At 41.8% G+C, this 19,404-nt stretch carries 20 protein-coding genes; 18 read left to right on the top strand and 2 right to left on the bottom strand.

Annotated elements, in window-relative coordinates; all coding sequences use genetic code 11:
* The first annotated feature begins 125 nt into the window (after positions 1-125).
* Genes CBI42_RS07110 through CBI42_RS07085 form a run of 6 tightly spaced genes read left to right on the top strand, consistent with a single transcriptional unit; the run spans position 126 to position 4,080 of the window.
* Positions 126-428, top strand: coding sequence for a DUF4176 domain-containing protein (locus CBI42_RS07110; RefSeq protein WP_070478089.1), 303 nt, complete (start codon positions 126-128; stop codon positions 426-428).
* 44 nt (positions 429-472) lie between these two features.
* Positions 473-739 (top strand): DUF4176 domain-containing protein, encoded by a 267-nt coding sequence (locus CBI42_RS07105; protein ID WP_256963650.1) that lies wholly within the window; start codon positions 473-475, stop codon positions 737-739.
* Positions 729-2,459 (top strand): T7SS effector LXG polymorphic toxin, encoded by a 1,731-nt coding sequence (locus CBI42_RS07100; RefSeq protein WP_094753610.1) that lies wholly within the window; start codon positions 729-731, stop codon positions 2,457-2,459. Before CBI42_RS07105 ends, CBI42_RS07100 begins: the two co-directional genes overlap by 11 nt.
* Entirely contained in the window at positions 2,456-3,181 is a 726-nt protein-coding gene (locus tag CBI42_RS07095; protein WP_094753609.1) for a hypothetical protein, read from the top strand. The genes CBI42_RS07100 and CBI42_RS07095 overlap by 4 nt, the downstream gene beginning before the upstream one ends.
* Complete coding sequence (locus CBI42_RS07090) at positions 3,174-3,602, top strand: hypothetical protein (protein WP_094753608.1); 429 nt, start codon at positions 3,174-3,176, stop codon at positions 3,600-3,602. The genes CBI42_RS07095 and CBI42_RS07090 overlap by 8 nt, the downstream gene beginning before the upstream one ends.
* 1 nt (position 3,603) lies before the next feature.
* A complete protein-coding gene (locus CBI42_RS07085) occupies positions 3,604-4,080 on the top strand; it encodes a DUF5085 family protein (RefSeq protein WP_094753607.1) in 477 nt (158 codons plus the stop codon).
* Positions 4,081-4,245: 165 nt separating this feature from the next.
* Here the strand turns inward: CBI42_RS07085 and CBI42_RS07080 are convergent, their stop codons facing one another.
* Positions 4,246-9,519, bottom strand: a complete 5,274-nt coding sequence (locus CBI42_RS07080) for an SIALI-17 repeat-containing surface protein (RefSeq protein WP_094753606.1) — start codon at positions 9,517-9,519, stop codon at positions 4,246-4,248.
* Between the two features lie 329 nt (positions 9,520-9,848).
* On the opposite strand from CBI42_RS07080, the gene CBI42_RS07075 reads away from it, so the two are divergent.
* The 12 genes from CBI42_RS07075 (at position 9,849) to CBI42_RS07020 (ending at position 17,503) form a co-directional block, all read left to right on the top strand.
* Positions 9,849-10,097 carry a YneF family protein gene (locus tag CBI42_RS07075; protein WP_000364990.1) on the top strand — a complete coding sequence of 83 codons (249 nt, stop codon included), beginning with the start codon at positions 9,849-9,851 and terminating at the stop codon, positions 10,095-10,097.
* 199 nt (positions 10,098-10,296) lie between these two features.
* Entirely contained in the window at positions 10,297-11,091 is a 795-nt protein-coding gene (racE, locus tag CBI42_RS07070) for a glutamate racemase (RefSeq protein ID WP_033684754.1), read from the top strand.
* Positions 11,088-12,059, top strand: coding sequence for a nucleoside-triphosphate diphosphatase (locus tag CBI42_RS07065; protein ID WP_000182443.1), 972 nt, complete (start codon positions 11,088-11,090; stop codon positions 12,057-12,059). The genes racE and CBI42_RS07065 overlap by 4 nt, the downstream gene beginning before the upstream one ends.
* Positions 12,035-12,556 carry a metallophosphoesterase gene (locus CBI42_RS07060; RefSeq protein ID WP_020902175.1) on the top strand — a complete coding sequence of 174 codons (522 nt, stop codon included), beginning with the start codon at positions 12,035-12,037 and terminating at the stop codon, positions 12,554-12,556. Before CBI42_RS07065 ends, CBI42_RS07060 begins: the two co-directional genes overlap by 25 nt.
* A complete protein-coding gene (cbpB, locus tag CBI42_RS07055; protein ID WP_020902176.1) occupies positions 12,553-13,014 on the top strand; it encodes a cyclic-di-AMP-binding protein CbpB in 462 nt (153 codons plus the stop codon). The genes CBI42_RS07060 and cbpB overlap by 4 nt, the downstream gene beginning before the upstream one ends.
* Entirely contained in the window at positions 13,011-13,745 is a 735-nt protein-coding gene (xerD, locus tag CBI42_RS07050) for a site-specific tyrosine recombinase XerD (protein ID WP_306425622.1), read from the top strand. Before cbpB ends, xerD begins: the two co-directional genes overlap by 4 nt.
* Positions 13,745-14,473 (top strand): segregation/condensation protein A, encoded by a 729-nt coding sequence (locus CBI42_RS07045; RefSeq protein ID WP_094753604.1) that lies wholly within the window; start codon positions 13,745-13,747, stop codon positions 14,471-14,473. The genes xerD and CBI42_RS07045 overlap by 1 nt, the downstream gene beginning before the upstream one ends.
* A gap of 18 nt (positions 14,474-14,491) precedes the next feature.
* Positions 14,492-15,061, top strand: a complete 570-nt coding sequence (gene scpB, locus CBI42_RS07040; protein WP_000105305.1) for an SMC-Scp complex subunit ScpB — start codon at positions 14,492-14,494, stop codon at positions 15,059-15,061.
* Positions 15,048-15,770, top strand: coding sequence for a pseudouridine synthase (locus CBI42_RS07035; protein WP_001222228.1), 723 nt, complete (start codon positions 15,048-15,050; stop codon positions 15,768-15,770). The genes scpB and CBI42_RS07035 overlap by 14 nt, the downstream gene beginning before the upstream one ends.
* On the top strand, positions 15,770-16,006 hold the full coding sequence (gene yidD / locus CBI42_RS07030) for a membrane protein insertion efficiency factor YidD (protein WP_094753603.1): 237 nt from the start codon (positions 15,770-15,772) through the stop codon (positions 16,004-16,006). The genes CBI42_RS07035 and yidD overlap by 1 nt, the downstream gene beginning before the upstream one ends.
* Positions 16,007-16,121: 115 nt before the next feature.
* The gene (pepA, locus tag CBI42_RS07025) at positions 16,122-17,186 is read left to right on the top strand and encodes a glutamyl aminopeptidase (RefSeq protein WP_094753602.1); all 1,065 of its coding nucleotides are present in this window, start codon (positions 16,122-16,124) and stop codon (positions 17,184-17,186) included.
* Between the two features lie 20 nt (positions 17,187-17,206).
* Positions 17,207-17,503 (top strand): bacteriocin immunity protein, encoded by a 297-nt coding sequence (locus CBI42_RS07020; RefSeq protein ID WP_033679682.1) that lies wholly within the window; start codon positions 17,207-17,209, stop codon positions 17,501-17,503.
* 97 nt (positions 17,504-17,600) lie between these two features.
* On the opposite strand, the gene CBI42_RS07015 is transcribed toward CBI42_RS07020, so the two are convergent.
* Positions 17,601-19,232 carry a Na/Pi cotransporter family protein gene (locus CBI42_RS07015; RefSeq protein ID WP_000026670.1) on the bottom strand — a complete coding sequence of 544 codons (1,632 nt, stop codon included), beginning with the start codon at positions 19,230-19,232 and terminating at the stop codon, positions 17,601-17,603.
* Positions 19,233-19,404: the final 172 nt, after the last annotated feature.

The raw sequence follows: 19,404 nt of genomic DNA, 5'->3' as shown, positions 1-19,404 counted from the left end.
ATTAGTCTTGTATTAACTTTATCATCATATTTTATCGTATACACTATTTTAAATACCAAATTGATTAAACGCAGCATGATATTGAGACAGTTATACAAAGAATTAAGTAATAAGGAGAGTTAATAATGAATGATAAAATATTGCCAATCGGAAGTGTGATTCAACTTCATAACGGAGAAGTGAAGTTAATGATTTTATCTCGTTTTCCACTCTATAATAATCAAGGGACAATTGGTTATTTCGATTATTCGGCATGTTTATATCCAAATGGAAATACGGATAATCAATGTTATTTTTTTAACAAAGAAGATATAAGTAAAGTTTGGTTTGAGGGGTATATTGATGACCAAGAAAAAAGCGCTCAACAGCTTTTTGAGAAGGAACAAAAAAATATTAAATACCCTCACTTAAAGTTAAATAACATATAGAAAAAGTAGATTTAGAGATAGGAACAAGGAGTACAAGCGAGCAGATGGACTTTTTTGTAGTTCTTTCAGGTCGTCGAGTTGATTTGGATAATGGTCATTATATGGACTACATCGGTCATGGCTATCCATTTGGATTACGCTTTGACACCTCCCCCTTGTTTTTAAGCAATCTCTTGATCAAGAGAGTAGTATCAGAAGGGTATTCGGATACCGTGGATGAACACTACTGCCAAGAAGCTCTGCGTAAGGACTATCTAGACGCAGGGTTGATTTCCAGTGTTTACTCAGAGGAGGAAGTGAATGAAGATTGATGTATCCGAAGTTCGAGTTCAAAAAGAGTTGTTAGTTATTTCGGTAAATAGTATCAAGGAGCAGCTATCTGTTTCGAGAAGCCGTCTATCAGAGGTCGTTTCAACCGATAGCCTCAAAGGCGCAGTGAAGGATGCCATTAACCAGAAAGTGACCAACTATCAGATACCACTGGTTGATAACTATGTCAATGCCCTAGATAGCATTGTCAGTCGCTATGATGAACTTGTGAAGCTCTTTCAAGACATGGTGTCAGAGACTGACAACAGTGCGATTATTAAGACAGAATATCTAGAACGCATCAAGCAACGGATGAAAGATCCGATCGAGGGATTGAAGAGCAGTTCCAGTAAGACGAAAAATATCTATGCAGGGATTAGCGATATCCTAACGTTAACGAATCCTAGTTTGGATAGTGTGAAGGCGAGCTATAGTCAAGCAGTCAAAAGTTTAGATGATACCATAAAGAACATGGAAGCTTTTAATAGTGTTCTTTTAAAGACAGATACCTTTGACCTTATAGATATGCAAAATAGTGAAATTGCTACCCTATCAGGTTATGCTCCTCTTCCATATGGGAACACCGCATCGAGAAATTATTATAATCGAACTTGGTTTAAAAATTCAGTTTCAGAGATACACTCAGCTATCCATAGTAATTCCAAAGCTGTGAAGTACCAAAATGCTCTCGCAAAACAGCTTGCTGAGTCTAAGTATAGTGGTACGATAGCTGAAAATAAAGACCTAATAGATGCATTATTTAATGTTTATAAAAACGTCACAACAAGTGATTTATATAAAAATAGTAAAGGCTATAAAAAATATTTAAAATCTATTTTGCCAGCTTTATATGCTGCTTATCGTTTTAAGAAAGATAGATTCGGGAATGTAATTGTTTACAAGGATACGACTTTATTTTGGAATAAATTAGATGAATTTTTGAAGCTTAATAAGAAACTTAATCAGAATAAATCCTATGCTATAGCTCTGTATAGTAGTGGTAAGCCTACTAAAGCGTTTGAGTCTTTATTTGCGAAGCTTGGTAATACACGTTATAATGAGGGATTAAGGAATGTTCTAGCTACTTTTGATGAAAATACTAAGATGGTCCACAAAATCGTTAAAGTTGGAGAAAGTCTAGTAAAAACAACAAATAGTTTGTTAAAAGAAGAATTCATCAAAGAAGTGACTTTTAAAGGCGCTTTAAAAAATGTCTGGAAATCTAGTAAAGCTGGTGGAGGAAAAGGCTTAGTTGAGTCTGCTACAGATAGCTTTAAAAATTACAAAGAAGGTTTTAAATCCGCTTCGAAGTTTGGTAAGTTTTTAAAAGGATCTGCAGTTGTTGGTGTTGCTTTAGATGTGGTTGATACTTTTTCGAAAATCCACGATAATAAACAAGAGGCCAAACGTCAAGGTCTAAGAGGAAATGAAGTTAATGCTAGTGTGGCGACAGGTTTTGTGATAGATGCGGCTAAGGCAGCGGGAACTACTGTTGCGGCAACAGGAGCAGCGAGTGCTGGAGCTGCAGTTGTAGGCGCTTTAGCAGCGGGTGCGCTAGGTGTTGCTACTGCTCCTGTTTGGTTAACTGGCTTAGGTGCAATCGCAGCATCTGCAGTAGCGGTAGGTACTTTAAACTGGGCCGATAAAAAGTTTAATATTACGGGTAACCTTAAAAAAGGTGTCAATAGCCTGATAAAGGGCATGAGAGGATGGTTTAAATGATACTGGAACGAATTAAAAAAACATTTGAATTTCAAAGAAGTAGAATAAAGGGACCGGTTCCTCTTTGGGGGGTATTAAATGGGATTTTTATTTTATATCCTATATCCTTTTTGGCGTTTTTTGCAGGAGGATTAGAGGTGCTCAACAATCCCTCTTTGTATCAAGGCTTGATTATTACAGGAATTATTGTTTGGGTATTAAATCTAGTTTTTCTTTTGGATCTTAAGCGAGGGATATTAACCAGTTTTGGAACCTATCTCATGTATCTGACTGGTCATATTTATATCATTATTGGTTTTGGTGCTATGAGTGGGGACCATAATTTTATTGGATTAAAGCTATCCCTTCCTCTTATACAATCCATTATTGTAATAGCCGTCATGAGCTGCTTGGTCAATTTAGACTCTGAAGAAATTATCTCACAGAAAGCCAGCAAATTTATGGTTAATTTTTTACTCGCTCCTCCACTTATTTTATCGTGTGTCTGTATATTTTTAGCGATGTTTGGATATGAATATTTTTGGGGATGGGGAGCGTCTTTATTATCAATGGCTTTTGGACAAGCTGTGTACTTACCTTGGTTTTATATTATTTATGCCTACCAACACCGTCATGATGTTAAGGAAATAAGACCAATTAAGCATATAGAAGTGTCTTCGGATTTGATTCAAAATAAAGAATTTGATAAAAATAGATTTAAAAAGGAAAAGAAACATGATTAAAGAAATACAGCTACATATGAGCCATTTGATGACAGACCAGGTCCAGATTCAAGCGGACGAACTATTGGAGTTATTTGTTCATACAGAACTCCTTCCCTATACTGATGGTATTTATAAAGATGGCCCTACCGTTTTTGAGATGACTCCAACTCAATTTAACGAAGAAAAGCAAGATGTGGGAGTCTATATTCCAGTTATATCTGAAGCAGAGCCAACAAGTCAACTGGATTATCAGGCATCTCTAGATATAGAAGGAATTAGCAAGCGGGTTCTATTTGATGGTAGCTTGGATGAAACAATTGAGGAGATGAAAGCTTATATTCGTGATCATGGTTGGGAGTTGCAGGATAAGTTATACCTAGTCTTGATTCCAGTTTATGATGATTTGTTTGTGGATTTGATTATCCCAGTGGAGAAGTAAAATGGCAGAAATTACATATGGTATGAATCAATCCTTAATGATAAGTAATGTCTTGAGTGTGAACTATAATATTGTCGGTGATGAGATTGCAGTAGCCTTTCAAGATATGATTCAAACAGCTGTAGCGGCAGGATATACACCTAAAAGCAATCCATTTTACTCATGCCCCCATATCGGAGAATTGGAAGATGGAACATACAACATCACAGTCTATCTTCCCGTTCATGAGGATTATCTAGGAAAAGAAGAGATAATGGAGGGGACAGCCTATAACAGTTATTTTTTGGTTCCTCGAATGGCAGGAGTAAGAGTTACTGGAGAGGAAGCTGTTGACTTTGATAAGGGGATATACGTGCTAACCAAATTATTGCTTGACAATGACTTAGAAGAATCTACACCTGTATTTTATATTTCAAGTAAGATAAATGATGTTTTATATACAGATATCATGGTAGGGATACGAGATAAAAGGGATTGAGGATAATATACGGAGAGCTAACGCATTCGGATAAGAATAGGCAGAATTAGACAGATGAATCCATGTTCTGATGTTTCCTTTTTAGCATCTAAGATAAACATGTTTGATTTTAATCAAAAACCAGGATGAAGCTTATCTTCATCCTGGTTTTTGTGTGCTTAAAAGTTAGTTGGACTCATCCTTCTTGCTCTTAAGTAGAAAAGTTGCTGTTAGGACTAAACTCAATCCTGACAAGAATAGTAGTGGACTAGACGTTTCACCAGTAGCTGGAAGTTGTTCTTTAGGAGAATAATTGGCCGATTGAGCAAGTCCTGGACTAGATGAAACTTGCTCAGAGCTATTGGCTAATGGTTTGATATCTGTTTCACTTGGTTTTTGCTCTGCAGTAGTTGATGCTCCATTAGCTCGATAAACGACTGCATAGGTGCTGAAATGACTAGTCGTAAATTCTGCCATTCCCTCGCGAATAGTAAAATCGAGTGGCTGTAACTCTTTTGATGGAGTTAGGTAGTAGACATTTTCGACAGCTGAGGGAATAGGCAAGCGGACCAAGACAGCTCCTTTTGGTTGTAAACTCTGGTCTGTTGGATTTTTAAGGTGAAGATCGTAAGCATCATAGGTCTTACCAAATAGTTCTTGAGCTAATACACGTCTGCTAGAAATGTGAGAAATTCCCTCTAAGTCAGTCGCTCCTCCAATAATTTCAACTTTAGTCTTTTCATCCTTTAAGACACGAAGTTTATATTCAGGAACAGAAACAGTAGGAGCTTGTTCTTGTCCCGCTGTCCCGACAGGTTGAGTGTACTCAGGGATAGAAACAGTAGGCGGTTGTTCTAGTCCAGCTGTGCCGATAGGTTGAGTGTACTCAGGAATATTTACTACAGGCGGTTGTTCCTGTCCAGCCGTTCCGATAGGTTGAGTGTATTCAGGGATAGAAACAGTAGGCGGTTGTTCTTGTCCCGCTGTGCCGATAGGCTCAGTGTACTCAGGAATAGAAACGGTAGGTGGCTGTTCTTGTCCCGCTGTTCCGATAGGTTTAGTGTACTCAGGAATGTTTACTACAGGCGGTTGTTCTAGTCCTGCTGTGCCGATAGGTTTAGTATACTCCGGAATATTTACTACAGGCGGTTGTTCCTGTCCAGCTGTACCGATAGGCTTAGTGTATTCAGGAATTTCTACAATAGGAGCAGGGTCATCTCCCTTGCTTGTAGTTGGCTGCTGATTCTCAATCTTCTTCTCATCCTTTTTGGTAAAGACAGCTACGACAGGACTGCTTGTTGTATTTCCCTGGATAGAATAAGCTTCTATCGCATTTCCAATTTTTCGATTGGTTTCGTCAGGGATAGGGATTTGTACCCGATTATCCTGAATTGATAAGACAGTCTGATCTCCAGTCGTAACTAGATGATTATCGTCTATCCTGCGTAAAACGAGTGGATCTTTGATGCCTGGGAAGGTCACAGCGATGGCTTCCCAATCTCCAGCTGGAAGAGTTAAAGAGATGTTTTTATCCCCTTCCTTAAGTGGTGCGATACTTGGACTATCTATACCAACAGCAGGGGCTTTGATGATATCAAATGAATCTAGAGAAATTTTCTTGCGACCTGCTGGTGAATTTTGATCAACTTTCAATGTCAAAATATGATTACCATCGGTCAGATTAGTAAATTCTCCAATTAAGGTTGCCTTTTGGGTAGCTCCAGCTGTGTAGAAGTCTAGACTTGGCATGTCTTTGCCATCTAGTGTCACGAGAGCTTTTCCGAGAGCGGATGTTTTGAGTCCGTAAATTCGAATACCTGTTCCAGTAAATGGAATGGTTGCTTGAGCTTCTGAAGCAGTACTTGGGTCGGCGTTATTGATGTCCGCATATTTTTCTGTGCTCTTATATAATTCAGTATCGCTCCAATCTTTGAATTGAGATCCGTATTGAATGCGAGGGTCGCGGTCATCCATTTTTTCAATGGTTGTTCCTTGTCCCGGTAAAACTTTAAAGTAGTCTAAGGAAATTTTGGAGCGCTCACTGCCACGGTGTTTATGCTCTTGTTTTACAGTGATAGTCATCACATGAGCACCATCTGACAATCCTGTGAAGCGACCGATAAGGCTACCTTTTTCAGTTGCACCTGCAGTATAGAAGTCCAGTTCACCGACTGATTTACCATCGATCTTGACTTCAGCGATTCCCAATTGAGATGATTTGAGACCATAGATTTCAATGCCAACACCATTGAAAGGAATGGTTGCTGTCGCATCTTTATCTGTATAGTTACCTAGTGAAAGGTCGGCAAACTTCTCTGTTCCTCCAAATAATTCTGAGTCTGCCCAGTTTCCAAATGCAGAACCGTATTGGATTCGGCTATCACGGTCATCCATCAATTGGTTATAGGTTTCGACATTGGCCTTTTCGGATACCTGTGTAGAAACATTACCCAGCATAGCCTTAACAGTATAAGTGTAGGCGAGTTGAGGGTCGAGTGAGCGGTCGATAAAATGGGTTTGATTGGTCACAAATTCTCTGCTTGCAGAGGTTTGGCCAGATTCGTCTTTCACTTGTCTTTGGATAACATAGTGGGTAGCACCTTCTACTTGGTTGAAGGTGAGTTCGGCAGTGACTCCATTTTGTCTAACTGCTGTCAGACTGGTTACACGACCAGGGAAATGTTCAAAGGTAATGATATCACCTTTTTGTGTTGCCAGTTGAATGCGGCCATCTTTAAGAATAGTTGCTTTGACAGATTTACCATTAACCTTAACCTGACTGGCTTCGATATTTGGATAATCTACAACTAGGTCTCCACCGACATTTGAAAGGAAGGACAAGCTTTGCAGGTTTTTATCTTTCCACTTCATGCTGACTTCAAAGTTACCGCGAGCAACCAGACCAGAAACCTGACCGTCTTTCCAAGCATCTGGAAGGGCTGGCAATGGTGCAATGTAGCCAGTGTGTGATTGAAGAAGCATTTCTGCAATTCCACTGGTTGCTCCAAAGTTTCCATCGATTTGGAAAGGTGCGTGCGTATCCCAAAGGTTTTCTAGAGTTGAATATTTGAGCTGTTCAGCGAGCAAGCGATGGGCACGGTTACCGTCTAATAGACGAGCCCAGAGGTTGATTTTATTGGCCTTAGACCAACCAGTACCGCCATCTCCGCGATGGTTCAAAGTTGCACGCGCAGCTTCTAAGTATTCAGCCTGGTCCTTGCTAAAGAGCGTACCTGGGAAGAGACCTACCAGATGGGAAACGTGGCGGTGGTTGTTTTCAATGCCTTCATTAGTGAATTGTGGGCTGTCTTCTTCGTACCATTCCTTGATACGTCCCTCATTGTTGATATGAAGTGGTTTTAGTTTGTCAAATTTAGCCTTGACCTCTGTGACTAAGTCTTGGTCGACTTTCAGATGGTTGGCAACTTCCATGTAGTCATGGAATAGCTGCCAGACTAGTGATTGGTCAAAGGTATTTCCAATGGTAATAGTACCGTGTTCAGGTGAATAGGATGGAGAAGATACCCAACGGTCGCTGGCCTGGTCATAGTGTAAGAAGGAGTTCCAGAACTTAGCTGTTTCCTTGAGCATTGGATAAATCTTTTCTTTTAGATAAGTTTCATCCTTGGTGAATTTATAGTAGTCATAGACGTTCTGCATCATCCAAGCATTAGCTGCTGGCGACCAACCCCAATAGTAATTCCAACCAGGAGTAGTCCAACCAAATGGTGTCGCCTGTGTATGAACCAGCCATCCATTTTCTTGTCCATCTTTGGATTCGATACCGGCGTATTCCTTAGCAGCGATACGGCCATAGTAACGCATATCGTCAATGTAATTGATCATTGGCTTGGCTGTTTCAGCTAGATTGCTCATGTAGGCTGGCCAATAGTTCATTTGCAAATTGACATTGAGGTGGTAATCAGCGTTCCAAGGTGGATTATCTACGGCATTCCAGACTCCTTGTAGGTTGGCAGGAAGGGCATCTGTCCGATCACGAGATGAACTAATCAATAAATAACGTCCGTATTGGAAGAAGAGTTCTTCCAGTTTTTGCCCTTTGCTAGGGTTATAGGTCTGAAGGGCCTCTTTTGTCGTTTGAGCAGCATTGCTTCCACCTAGGTTTAGTTTGACGCGGTTAAAGAGGCTTTGATAGTCTTTGATATGGTTCTTTTTAAGTGTCTCGTAGTCTTTGCCCCTAGCTGCTTCGACAATTCCTTTAACTGTTTTTTCGAGGTCAATGTCTTTGCGATAGTTTGTTTTTGGATTCTGAGCAAAGTTAGTCTTGGCACTGAGTAAAAGCGTAGCGTAGCTAGCTCCTGTGATTGTTAAACTATCCTCATGGACAGTAACTTTTCCGTCCGTTTTAATTCCTAGATAGGATGCGAACTGGAGGCCATTATCTTTGACTGTACCTTTTAGTAGGATACCATTTGGTTCTGTCGTAACATGGCCACTCTTGTAGTGAGAATATTCCGCTGAGTAGTCTCCGTTAGCAAGTAAATCTTCTGTTAAGCTATTCCAAACTGTAAAATCAAGTTTTTTGTCCCCTTTTTGGGTCAAGTGGGTCACGGTGACATCATCAGGATAGCTGGAGAAGGTTTCACGTTTGAAGGTTGTCCTATCTTGGGTGTAAGAAGTTGTAGTAGTGGCTTCTGTGATATCCAAACCACGGTGATAGTCTGTAACTGTATCCAGCCCCTTTTTCTGGTTATTGAAGACCATGAAGATATCACCAAAGGCTAGATAACGTCCATACTGGGCGTTGTTTGGTCCAACTAGATTTTGTTCAGCTAATCGTTTGGCTTTTTGGCGATCTCCGTCTTCAAGGGCTTTACGAATCTCTGCCAAGACCTTATATCGCTCCTGATAGTTTCCTCCATTATAGTCGGTACTGTCGGGACGCGGTCCACCTGACCAAAGAGTTTTTTCGTTGTATTGGATTCTCTCCTCGCCAATGAGACCAAAAACCTTAGCACCCATTTCACCATTCCCAACTGGGAGTGCTTGTTTTTCCCAGCCATCATAGGAAGGAGCTGTTGGTCGATCATAGTTTAGCTGATAGTTGCTTTGTTCTGTCACAGGTAGTTCTGGTTTTTCGGTTTCCTTATTTTCATTAGGTTTTACAATAGCCTCAGTACTGGCTTGATTAGTTGTAGCAGAAGTAACATCAGCATTAGCGGGTTTGCTTTCAGAAGAACTATTATTAGCTAGAACTGGTTTTGTATGATCAATTGGCACGTTTGGCTGTGTATGCTCAGTTGATTCACTTGCTTTCGTTATAGTGTCTGTCTTAACTGTAGTTTTCTCTAATGCAGGCTCGTTTTGCTGTACTTCAATAGTATCAGCAGAGACGGTATGACTAGCTAGAAAAACCGCTCCAAGCAAAACAGAGGCTGTGCCGACTGTTAGCTTTCGAATACTGTAGCGACAGGATTTCTCCCTCCAAATTTTTTCCATAGAAACCTCCTTTATTAATTAAAAGCGCTTTCATTTTTAATGAGGCGAACTTTTGTTTCTATATTGTCTTGTTAATCTAATTTTACCAGCTAATGAAGTGTTGTCAAGAGGATTTGAGAAGGATATATATTTGATATTGTTTTGTATTAAAAAAGTGGAGGAAACGAATAGTAAGGGAGTGTATTTTTTATATTCTTTCTAGTTTTGACTAGAAAGATAAGCCAACTTTAATTACAGCTTACTCATCTCTGAAAGCGTAAAACAAACTAGTCAGGGTGGCTAGTTTGTGGTATAATGAAAGAGACTCAAAAAGAAACAGGAGAAAAATGATGGATTTACTTTTAGCAATTGTATTGATTGTGCTAGCTTTTCTAGGAGGAGCTCTTGGGGGAATGTACTTGGTTCGTAAGCAAATTGAAAAAGAATTCGCTGACAACCCACGTTTGAATGCTGAAGCAGTTCGTACTCTTTTGAGTGCAAATGGTCAAAAACCAAGCGAAGCTAAGGTACAACAAGTTTACCACCAAATCATCCGCCAACAAAAGGCAGCCCTTGCTAACAATAAAAAGAAAAAATAAATAAGGAAAAGTCTGGGATGAAAGTTCCAGACTTCTCACTATGTTGGTTATGGTTTAGGGATGAGACTTTTTCCTTGCATTCTATTGATATTTGATTATGATTAAGAGAGATAGTTGTTGATTAGGCTGTCATTCAGTTCATAAGGATCAATAATCATAATGAACTATCAATCAGAAAAAAGACTAGAAAGAAGACTGTATGGATAATCGACCAATTGGTTTTTTGGATTCGGGTGTCGGGGGCTTGACCGTTGTGCGCGAGCTCATGCGCCAACTCCCCCATGAAGAAATCGTCTATATTGGAGATTCGGCACGGGCGCCTTACGGGCCCCGTCCTGCTGAGCAAATTCGTGAATATACTTGGCAGTTGGTCAACTTTCTTTTGACCAAGGATGTCAAAATGATTGTCATTGCTTGTAATACTGCGACTGCGGTCGTCTGGGAAGAAATTAAGGCTCAACTAGATATTCCTGTCTTGGGTGTGATTTTGCCAGGAGCTTCGGCAGCTATCAAGTCCAGCCAAGGTGGGAAAATCGGAGTGATTGGAACGCCCATGACAGTACAATCTGATATCTATCGTCAGAAAATCAACGATCTGGATCCGGACTTACAGGTGGAGAGCTTGGCCTGTCCCAAGTTTGCTCCCTTGGTTGAGTCTGGTGCCCTGTCAACCAGTGTCACCAAGAAAGTGGTCTATGAAACCCTACGTCCCTTGGTCGGCAAGGTGGATAGCCTGATTTTGGGCTGTACCCATTATCCGCTTCTCAGACCTATTATTCAAAATGTTATGGGGCCCAAGGTTCAACTTATCGATAGTGGAGCAGAGTGCGTACGAGATATCTCAGTCTTACTTAATTATTTTGAAATCAATCGTGGTCGCGATGCTGGACCACTCCATCACCGTTTTTACACAACAGCTAGCAGCCAAAGTTTTGCACAAATTGGTGAAGAATGGCTGGAAAAAGAGATTCATGTGGAGCATGTAGAATTATGACAAATAAAATTTATGAATATAAGGATGAACAGGACTGGTATGTCGGGTCCTATGGTATTTTTGGTGGCGTCCGGACATTGACGGATGATGACTTGGATTTTCCTCTATTGGAGTTTGCCCAAAGATTTCGAGATGAGGATCGAGGTTTTCCTGTTTCTGTTACTGTTTTACGCTATGGTTCTCTCTACCGTTTATTGTCTTTTGTGGTAGATATCCTCAACCAAGAAATGGGACGAAATGTGGAAGTCATCCAACGTCAGGGGGCTTTTCTCTTAGTTGAAAATGGGCAACTCTTGCATGTAGAATTGCCTAAAGAAGGGGTCAATGTTCATGATTTCTTTGAGACAAGCAAGGTCAGAGAAACCTTATTGATTGCGACTCGAAACGAAGGCAAGACCAAGGAATTTCGAGCTATCTTTGATAAGTTAGGCTACGATGTGGAAAATCTTAATGACTATCCTGACCTGCCTGAAGTAGCAGAAACAGGCATGACCTTCGAAGAAAATGCCCGTCTCAAGGCAGAAACCATTTCCCAATTAACGGGCAAGATGGTTTTGGCAGATGACTCAGGTCTCAAAGTCGATGTCCTTGGTGGCTTGCCAGGTGTCTGGTCAGCTCGTTTTGCAGGAGTGGGAGCTACTGACCGTGAAAACAATGCCAAACTCTTGCACGAATTGGCCATGGTCTTTGAACTCAAGGACCGCTCGGCTCAATTCCATACAACCCTAGTCGTAGCCAGCCCAAACAAGGAAAGCTTGGTTGTTGAAGCAGACTGGCCTGGCTACATTAACTTTGAACCTAAGGGTGAAAATGGATTTGGTTACGATCCTCTCTTCCTTGTAGGAGAGACAGGCAAGTCCTCAGCTGAATTAACCCTTGAAGAAAAAAATAGTCAATCTCACCGTGCCTTAGCTGTTAAGAAACTTTTGGAGGTATTTCCATCATGGCAAAGCAAACCATCATTGTAATGAGCGATTCTCATGGCGATAGCTTGATTGTGGAAGAAATCCGTGATCGCTATGTAGGCAAAGTTGACGCCGTTTTTCATAACGGCGATTCTGAATTGCGTCCTGATTCTCCACTCTGGGAGGGAATCCGTGTTGTTAAAGGGAACATGGACTTCTACGCCGGCTACCCAGAACGTTTGGTGACTGAGCTTGGTTCGACCAAGATTATCCAAACTCATGGTCACTTGTTTGACATCAATTTCAACTTTCAAAAGTTGGACTACTGGGCTCAGGAGGAAGAGGCCGATATCTGTCTCTATGGTCACTTGCATGTGCCAAATGCTTGGATGGAAGGAAAGACTCTTTTTCTAAATCCAGGTTCTATCAGTCAACCACGTGGGACTATCAGAGAATGTCTCTATGCTCGTGTGGAGATTGATGACAGTTATTTTAAAGTGGACTTTTTGACACGAGACCACGAGGTGTATCCGGGCTTGTCCAAGGAGTTTAGCCGATGATTGCCAAGGAGTTTGAGACTTTCTTGTTGGGGCAAGAAGAAACTTTTTTGACCCCTGCTGAAAATCTAGCTGTGTTAATTGATACCCACAATGCGGATCATGCAACCCTCTTGCTTAGTCAGATGACCTACACCCGTGTTCCTGTTGTGACAGATGAAAAACAGTTTGTTGGGACGATTGGGCTCAGAGATATTATGGCTTATCAGATGGAGCATGACTTGAATCAAGAAATTATGGCGGATACGGATATTGTTCATATGACCAAAACGGATGTAGCGGTTGTTTCGCCTGATTTTACCATTACGGAGGTCTTGCACAAGCTGGTAGATGAGTCCTTCTTGCCGGTTGTGGATGCGTCAGGGATTTTCCAAGGGATCATCACGCGCAAGTCTATCCTCAAGGCAGTCAATGCCCTCTTGCATGACTTTAGTAAGGAATATGAGATTCGATGCAAATGAGAGACAGAATTTCAGATTTTTTAGAGGAAAAGCAGGGCTTGTCTGCCAATTCCAAGCAGTCCTATAAGTATGATCTGGAGCAATTTTTAGACATTGTAGGCGAGCGGATTTCTGAGACCAGTCTCAAGATTTACCAAGCCCAACTAGCCAATCTAAAAATCAGCGCCCAGAAGCGAAAGATTTCGGCCTGTAACCAATTTCTCTACTTTCTCTATCAAAAAGGAGAAGTGGATAGCTTTTACCGCTTGGAATTAGCCAAACAAGCTGAAAAGAAGACCGAAAAGCCAGAATTGTTAGACCTAGACTCTTTTTGGCAGGAAAGTGACTATTCAGAGGGTCGCTTGCTAGCGCTCTTAATCCTAGAAATGGGACTCTTGCCGAGTGAGATTTTAGCTCTCAAGGTTGCGGATATCAATCTGGACTTTCAGGTGTTGCGAATCCAGAAGGCTTCCCAACAGAGGATTGTCACCATTCCCACGAGCTTGCTTTCAGAGCTAGAACCCTTGATGGGCCAGACCTATCTTTTTGAAAGGACAGGGAAAGCCTATTCTCGTCAGTGGGCCTTCCGTCAGCTAGAAGCTTTTGTCAGGGAGAAAGGTTTTCCAGCACTATCAGCCCAAGCCCTACGGGAACAGTTCATTCTACGACAAATTGAAAACAAGGTCGATTTGTACGAAATTGCAAAAAAATTAGGATTAAAAACAGTCCTGACCTTAGAAAAATATAGATAATGGATATTAAATTAAAAGATTTTGAAGGGCCCCTGGACTTGCTCTTGCACCTGGTTTCTAAGTATCAGATGGATATCTACGATGTGCCCATTACGGAAGTCATCGAACAGTATCTAGCTTATGTTTCAACCCTGCAGGCCATGCGTCTGGAAGTGACGGGCGAGTACATGGTCATGGCCAGTCAGCTCATGCTGATCAAGAGTCGCAAGCTCTTGCCAAAGGTTGCGGAAGTGACAGACTTGGAGGATGACCTGGAGCAGGATCTTCTCTCTCAAATCGAAGAATACCGCAAGTTCAAGCTCTTGGGTGAGCAGTTGGAAGCCAAGCACCAAGATCGGGCCCAGCACTATTCCAAAGCGCCGACAGAGTTGATATACGAAGATGCGGAGCTTGTGCATGACAAGACGACCATTGACCTCTTTTTGGCTTTTTCAAATATCCTAGCCAAGAAAAAAGAGGAGTTTGCACAAAATCACACGACTATCTTGCGGGATGAGTATAAGATTGAGGACATGATGGTTATCGTGAAAGAGTCCCTGACTGGACGAGATCAGTTGCGCTTGCAGGATTTGTTTAAGGAAGCCCAGAATGTCCAAGAGATCATTACCCTCTTTTTGGCAACCTTAGAGTTAATCAAAACCCAGGAGCTGATTCTTGTGCAAGAGGAAAGTTTCGGAGATATTTATCTCATGGAAAAGAAGGAAGAAAGTCAAGTGGCCCAAAGCTAGACTTGATAGAGAGGAAAGATGAGTACTTTAGCAAAAATAGAAGCGCTCTTGTTTGTAGCGGGTGAAGATGGGATTAGAGTCCGCCAGTTAGCTGAACTCCTCTCTCTGCCACCGACAGGCATCCAACAGAGTTTAGAAAAATTAGTCCAGAAGTATGAAAAGGACCCAGATTCCAGTTTGGCCCTGATTGAGACAGGGGGCGCTTATAGATTGGTGACCAAGCCTCAATTTGCAGAGATTTTGAAGGAATATTCCAAGGCGCCTATCAACCAGAGCTTGTCTCGGGCTGCCCTTGAGACCTTGTCCATCATTGCCTACAAGCAACCCATCACACGGATAGAAATTGATGCCATTCGTGGGGTTAATTCGAGTGGGGCCTTGGCAAAGTTGCAGGCCTTTGACTTGATACGAGAAGACGGGAAAAAAGAAGTGTTGGGTCGCCCCAACCTCTATGTGACTACAGATTATTTCCTAGATTATATGGGAATTAACCATTTGGAAGAATTACCAGTGATTGATGAGCTTGAGATTCAAGCCCAAGAAAGCCAATTATTTGGTGAAAGGATAGAAGAAGATGAGAATCAATAAGTATATTGCCCACGCAGGTGTGGCCAGTAGGAGAAAAGCAGAAGAGTTGATCAAGCAAGGCTTGGTGACGGTCAATGGCCAAGTGGTGCGTGAACTAGCAACGACCATCAAGTCAGGCGACAAGGTCGAAGTTGAAGGTCAACCTATCTACAACGAAGAAAAGGTCTACTATCTGCTTAACAAACCACGCGGTGTCATTTCCAGTGTGACAGATGACAAGGGTCGCAAGACGGTTGTCGACCTCTTGCCAAATGTGAAAGAGCGCATCTACCCTGTGGGTCGTTTGGACTGGGATACATCAGGAGTCTTGATTTTGACCAATGATGGGGATTTTACGGATGAGATGATTCACCCTCGTAATGAGATTGACAAGGTTTATGTTGCGCGTGTTAAAGGTGTGGCCAATAAGGACAATCTCCGCCCTTTGACCCGTGGGCTTGAGATTGATGGCAAGAAAACCAAGCCGGCTGTCTATGAGATTCTCAAAGTGGACCCAGTTAAAAACCGCTCTGTGGTACAGTTGACCATCCATGAAGGACGTAACCATCAGGTTAAAAAGATGTTTGAAGCTGTTGGTCTTCAAGTGGACAAGTTGTCACGGACCCGTTTTGGACATCTAGACTTGACAGGACTCCGTCCAGGAGAATCCCGTCGTCTTAATAAAAAAGAAATCAGCCAACTACACACCATGGCTGTAACCAAGAAATAATGAAACGAATTTTAATAGCGCCTGTGCGCTTTTACCAACGGTTTATCTCACCAGCCTTTCCACCCTCTTGTCGCTTTGAGCCGACTTGTTCCAACTACATGATTGAGGCTATTGAAAAACATGGCTTCAAGGGTGCTTTGATGGGCTTGGCTCGGATTTTACGTTGCCATCCCTGGTCGAAAACAGGTAAGGACCCCGTCCCAGACCACTTTTCCCTCAAACGAAATCATAAATAAAACGAATTACAATGGTGATTCGTTTTTTCACAAGTAGTTTTATCTGGAATGATGATTCCCGCTATCCTTCTCCTATAAAAAGTGGTAAAATGGATGAAAGAAAGAAGGAACTGAAATGACAACATTATTTTCAAAAATCAAAGAAGTAACAGAACTTGCTGCGATCTCAGGTCATGAAGCACCTGTCTGTGCTTATCTTCGTGAAAAGTTGACACCGCACGTGGATGAAGTGGTGACAGATGGCTTGGGTGGTATTTTTGGTATCAAGCATTCAGAAGCTACGGATGCGCCGCGCGTCTTGGTCGCTTCTCACATGGATGAAGTTGGTTTTATGGTCAGCGAAATCAAGCCAGATGGTACCTTCCGTGTGGTAGAAATCGGTGGATGGAATCCTATGGTGGTTAGTAGCCAACGTTTCAAACTCTTGACTCGTGATGGTCGTGAAATTCCTGTGATTTCAGGCTCTGTTCCTCCACATTTGACTCGTGGTAAGGGCGGCCCAACTATGCCAGCTATTGCAGATATCGTCTTTGATGGCGGTTTTGCGGATAAGTCTGAGGCAGAAAGTTTTGGCATCCGTCCTGGCGACACCATCGTACCAGATAGTTCTGCAATCTTGACGGCCAATGAGAAAAATATCATCTCAAAAGCTTGGGACAACCGCTACGGTGTTCTTATGGTGAGCGAGTTGGCGGAAGCTCTGTCAGGTCAAAAACTCGGAAATGAACTCTATCTTGGCTCTAACGTCCAAGAAGAGGTTGGTCTTCGTGGTGCTCATACTTCCACAACCAAGTTTGACCCAGAAGTCTTCCTAGCAGTTGATTGCTCACCTGCTGGTGATGTTTATGGCGGTCAAGGCAAGATTGGGGATGGAACCTTGATTCGTTTCTATGACCCAGGTCACTTGCTTCTCCCAGGGATGAAGGATTTCCTTTTGACAACGGCTGAAGAAGCTGGTATCAAGTACCAATACTATTGTGGTAAAGGCGGAACAGACGCTGGCGCAGCTCATCTGAAAAATGGCGGTGTCCCATCTACAACTATCGGTGTCTGCGCTCGTTATATCCACTCTCACCAAACCCTCTATGCAATGGATGACTTCCTAGAAGCGCAAGCTTTCTTGCAAGCCTTGGTGAAGAAATTAGATCGTTCAACAGTTGATTTGATTAAAAATTATTAAACCATAAGGAGGTGGTAGGGATGGTAGAACCAAACCTAGAAAGCCTTGTAAAAGATCTTTACAATCATGCTCGACATGATTTGAGTGAAGATTTAGTTGCTGCTCTCCTAGAGACTGCTAAAAAACTGCCTACTACAAATGAGCAATTGCTGGCAGTTCGTCTCTCAGGCCTGGTCAATCGTGAATTGCTCCTAAATCCCAAACATCCGGCACCTGAGTTGCTCAACTTGGCTCGCTTTATCAAAAGAGAAGAAGCCAAGTACAGAGGAACCGCAGCTTCTGCGATTATGTATGGGGAGCTCTTTAAAATGCTTTGATTCCATTGTGAATCAAAGCATTTTTCTATATATTAGAAAAGCAATTCTTGGTTAGGAAAAGAAAAAAGCCATCCCATTTAGGATAGCTTCTTGGATCTTAGATTTGTTCAGCGATGACCTTTTCAGCAAGGTTCATGGCGTGGTCAGATACACGAGTATAGTGGGAAATGATGTCGATAAAGTTGACCCCAGCTTGTGTTGAACACTCGCCCTTGTTGAGGCGTTTGATGTGGGTCTTTCTGAGAACACGTTCCATATTGTTGATTTCTTTATGGCGTTCAATCAGACTTTGAGCTTTTTCAATATCATTGTTTTCTACACTATCAAGGGCATCCTTGATAAAGCCAGTGGTTTTTTGATAGATATCAGCTAGTTCTTCCAAAGCAGCTTCAGAAAACTCAACATTTTTACGTTGAAGATAGTCGGTCAGATTGATTAGGGCTTCTGCGTGGTCCCCAATCCGTTCCAAATCACGGGATGAATCAAGGATGTTGGTGAGCACTTCACTTTCTTTCTGGCTAAGGGCTTCACTTGAAAGAGTAATCAGGTAACGAGTCAATTTTTCATCAATAGTATTGATGGCTTCCTCTGTCTTGTGTCCTTTTTCAGCAACCTTTTCATTAAGGTCAATAATGTAGTTGTATGAAAGGTCAAAGGCTTTAGAAGCATAATTTCCCAAGTGAAGGAGTTCTTTCTTGGCATTTCCGAGAGCGATTGATGGAGCTTGTTTAATCAAATGCTCATCAAGATAAAGTGGTTCGTACTTGACAACTTCATCTTCACCAGGGATGAGTTTGGTTACAAAGTAGGCCAAGGCTCCGATGAATGGAAATTGTACAATGGTGTTACTTACGTTAAAGGCACCGTGAGAGAAGGCAATGGTCATCTCAGGTGAGAGGTGAAGGAGTGCCTGAAAGTACTCAATCATAGACGTAAATGGGCCTAATAAGATTAAGCAAAGAATGGTTCCTAAAACGTTAAAGGTGACGTGGGTTGCAGCAACGCGTTTCGCAGAGACATTGGCTCCAGCTGCCGCGATGATAACTGTTAGGGTTGTCCCGATATTATCCCCGAAGAGAACTGGTAGCGAACCTTTAAGGTCAAGGAATCCACCTGCATAGAGACCTTGCAAAATCCCGATTGTCGCAGAAGAAGCTTGTATGAGGACGGTAATCACTGCACCGGCAAAAACTCCCAACACAGGATTTTGTCCCAAGGTTACCATGTATTCCTTAAATTGTGGTAAATCTTTAAGAGGGCTCATACCGGCACTGATGAGGTTTAGAGCATAGAAGATTCCCCCTACACCAAACAGGATGCGCCCGATATTGTTTGCGGTTCTGTTTTTTGTAAAAAATAGGAACATGGTTCCAAGGAAAATCAGGGGTAAAGCATACTCACCAAGCTTGAAACCGATGATAAAGGAAGTAACGGTGGTTCCGATGTTGGCTCCCATGATAATTCCGATAGCCTGTCTAAGAGTGAGAAGACTAGCGCTGACCAGTCCAACCGTGATAACTGTGACCCCTGTACTTGACTGAATCAGGGCAGTCACGACAATCCCGACTAGAACACCTAAAAAGGGATTGCTGGTGTACTTGTCAATGTAAAAACGAAGGCGATCTCCAGCAGCTTGTTGCAAACCGTCTCCCATGGTCTTGATACTATACAAGAATAGTCCCAGACCACCTAAAAAGTGAAATAAAATTTCCTGCCAATTAATGGACATTTCTTTTTCCTCCGAAAAATAATAACGGAATTTCTCCTATTCTATTTTAAAGGATAAAAGTAAATCTAACAAGTGTTAAGCTAAGATTTTAGAAAGAAAATTCGTTAGAATGGGCCTTAATTATATTAATTTTACCAATTTCTAACCTAGATATAGGTATTTCCTTTTATAT

Source organism: Streptococcus sp. KR, from assembly GCF_002238115.1.
In the GTDB taxonomy this organism is placed as follows: domain Bacteria; phylum Bacillota; class Bacilli; order Lactobacillales; family Streptococcaceae; genus Streptococcus.
The sequence above is the reverse complement of the archived record's forward strand: the minus strand, read 5'-3'. Positions and strand labels throughout refer to the sequence as shown.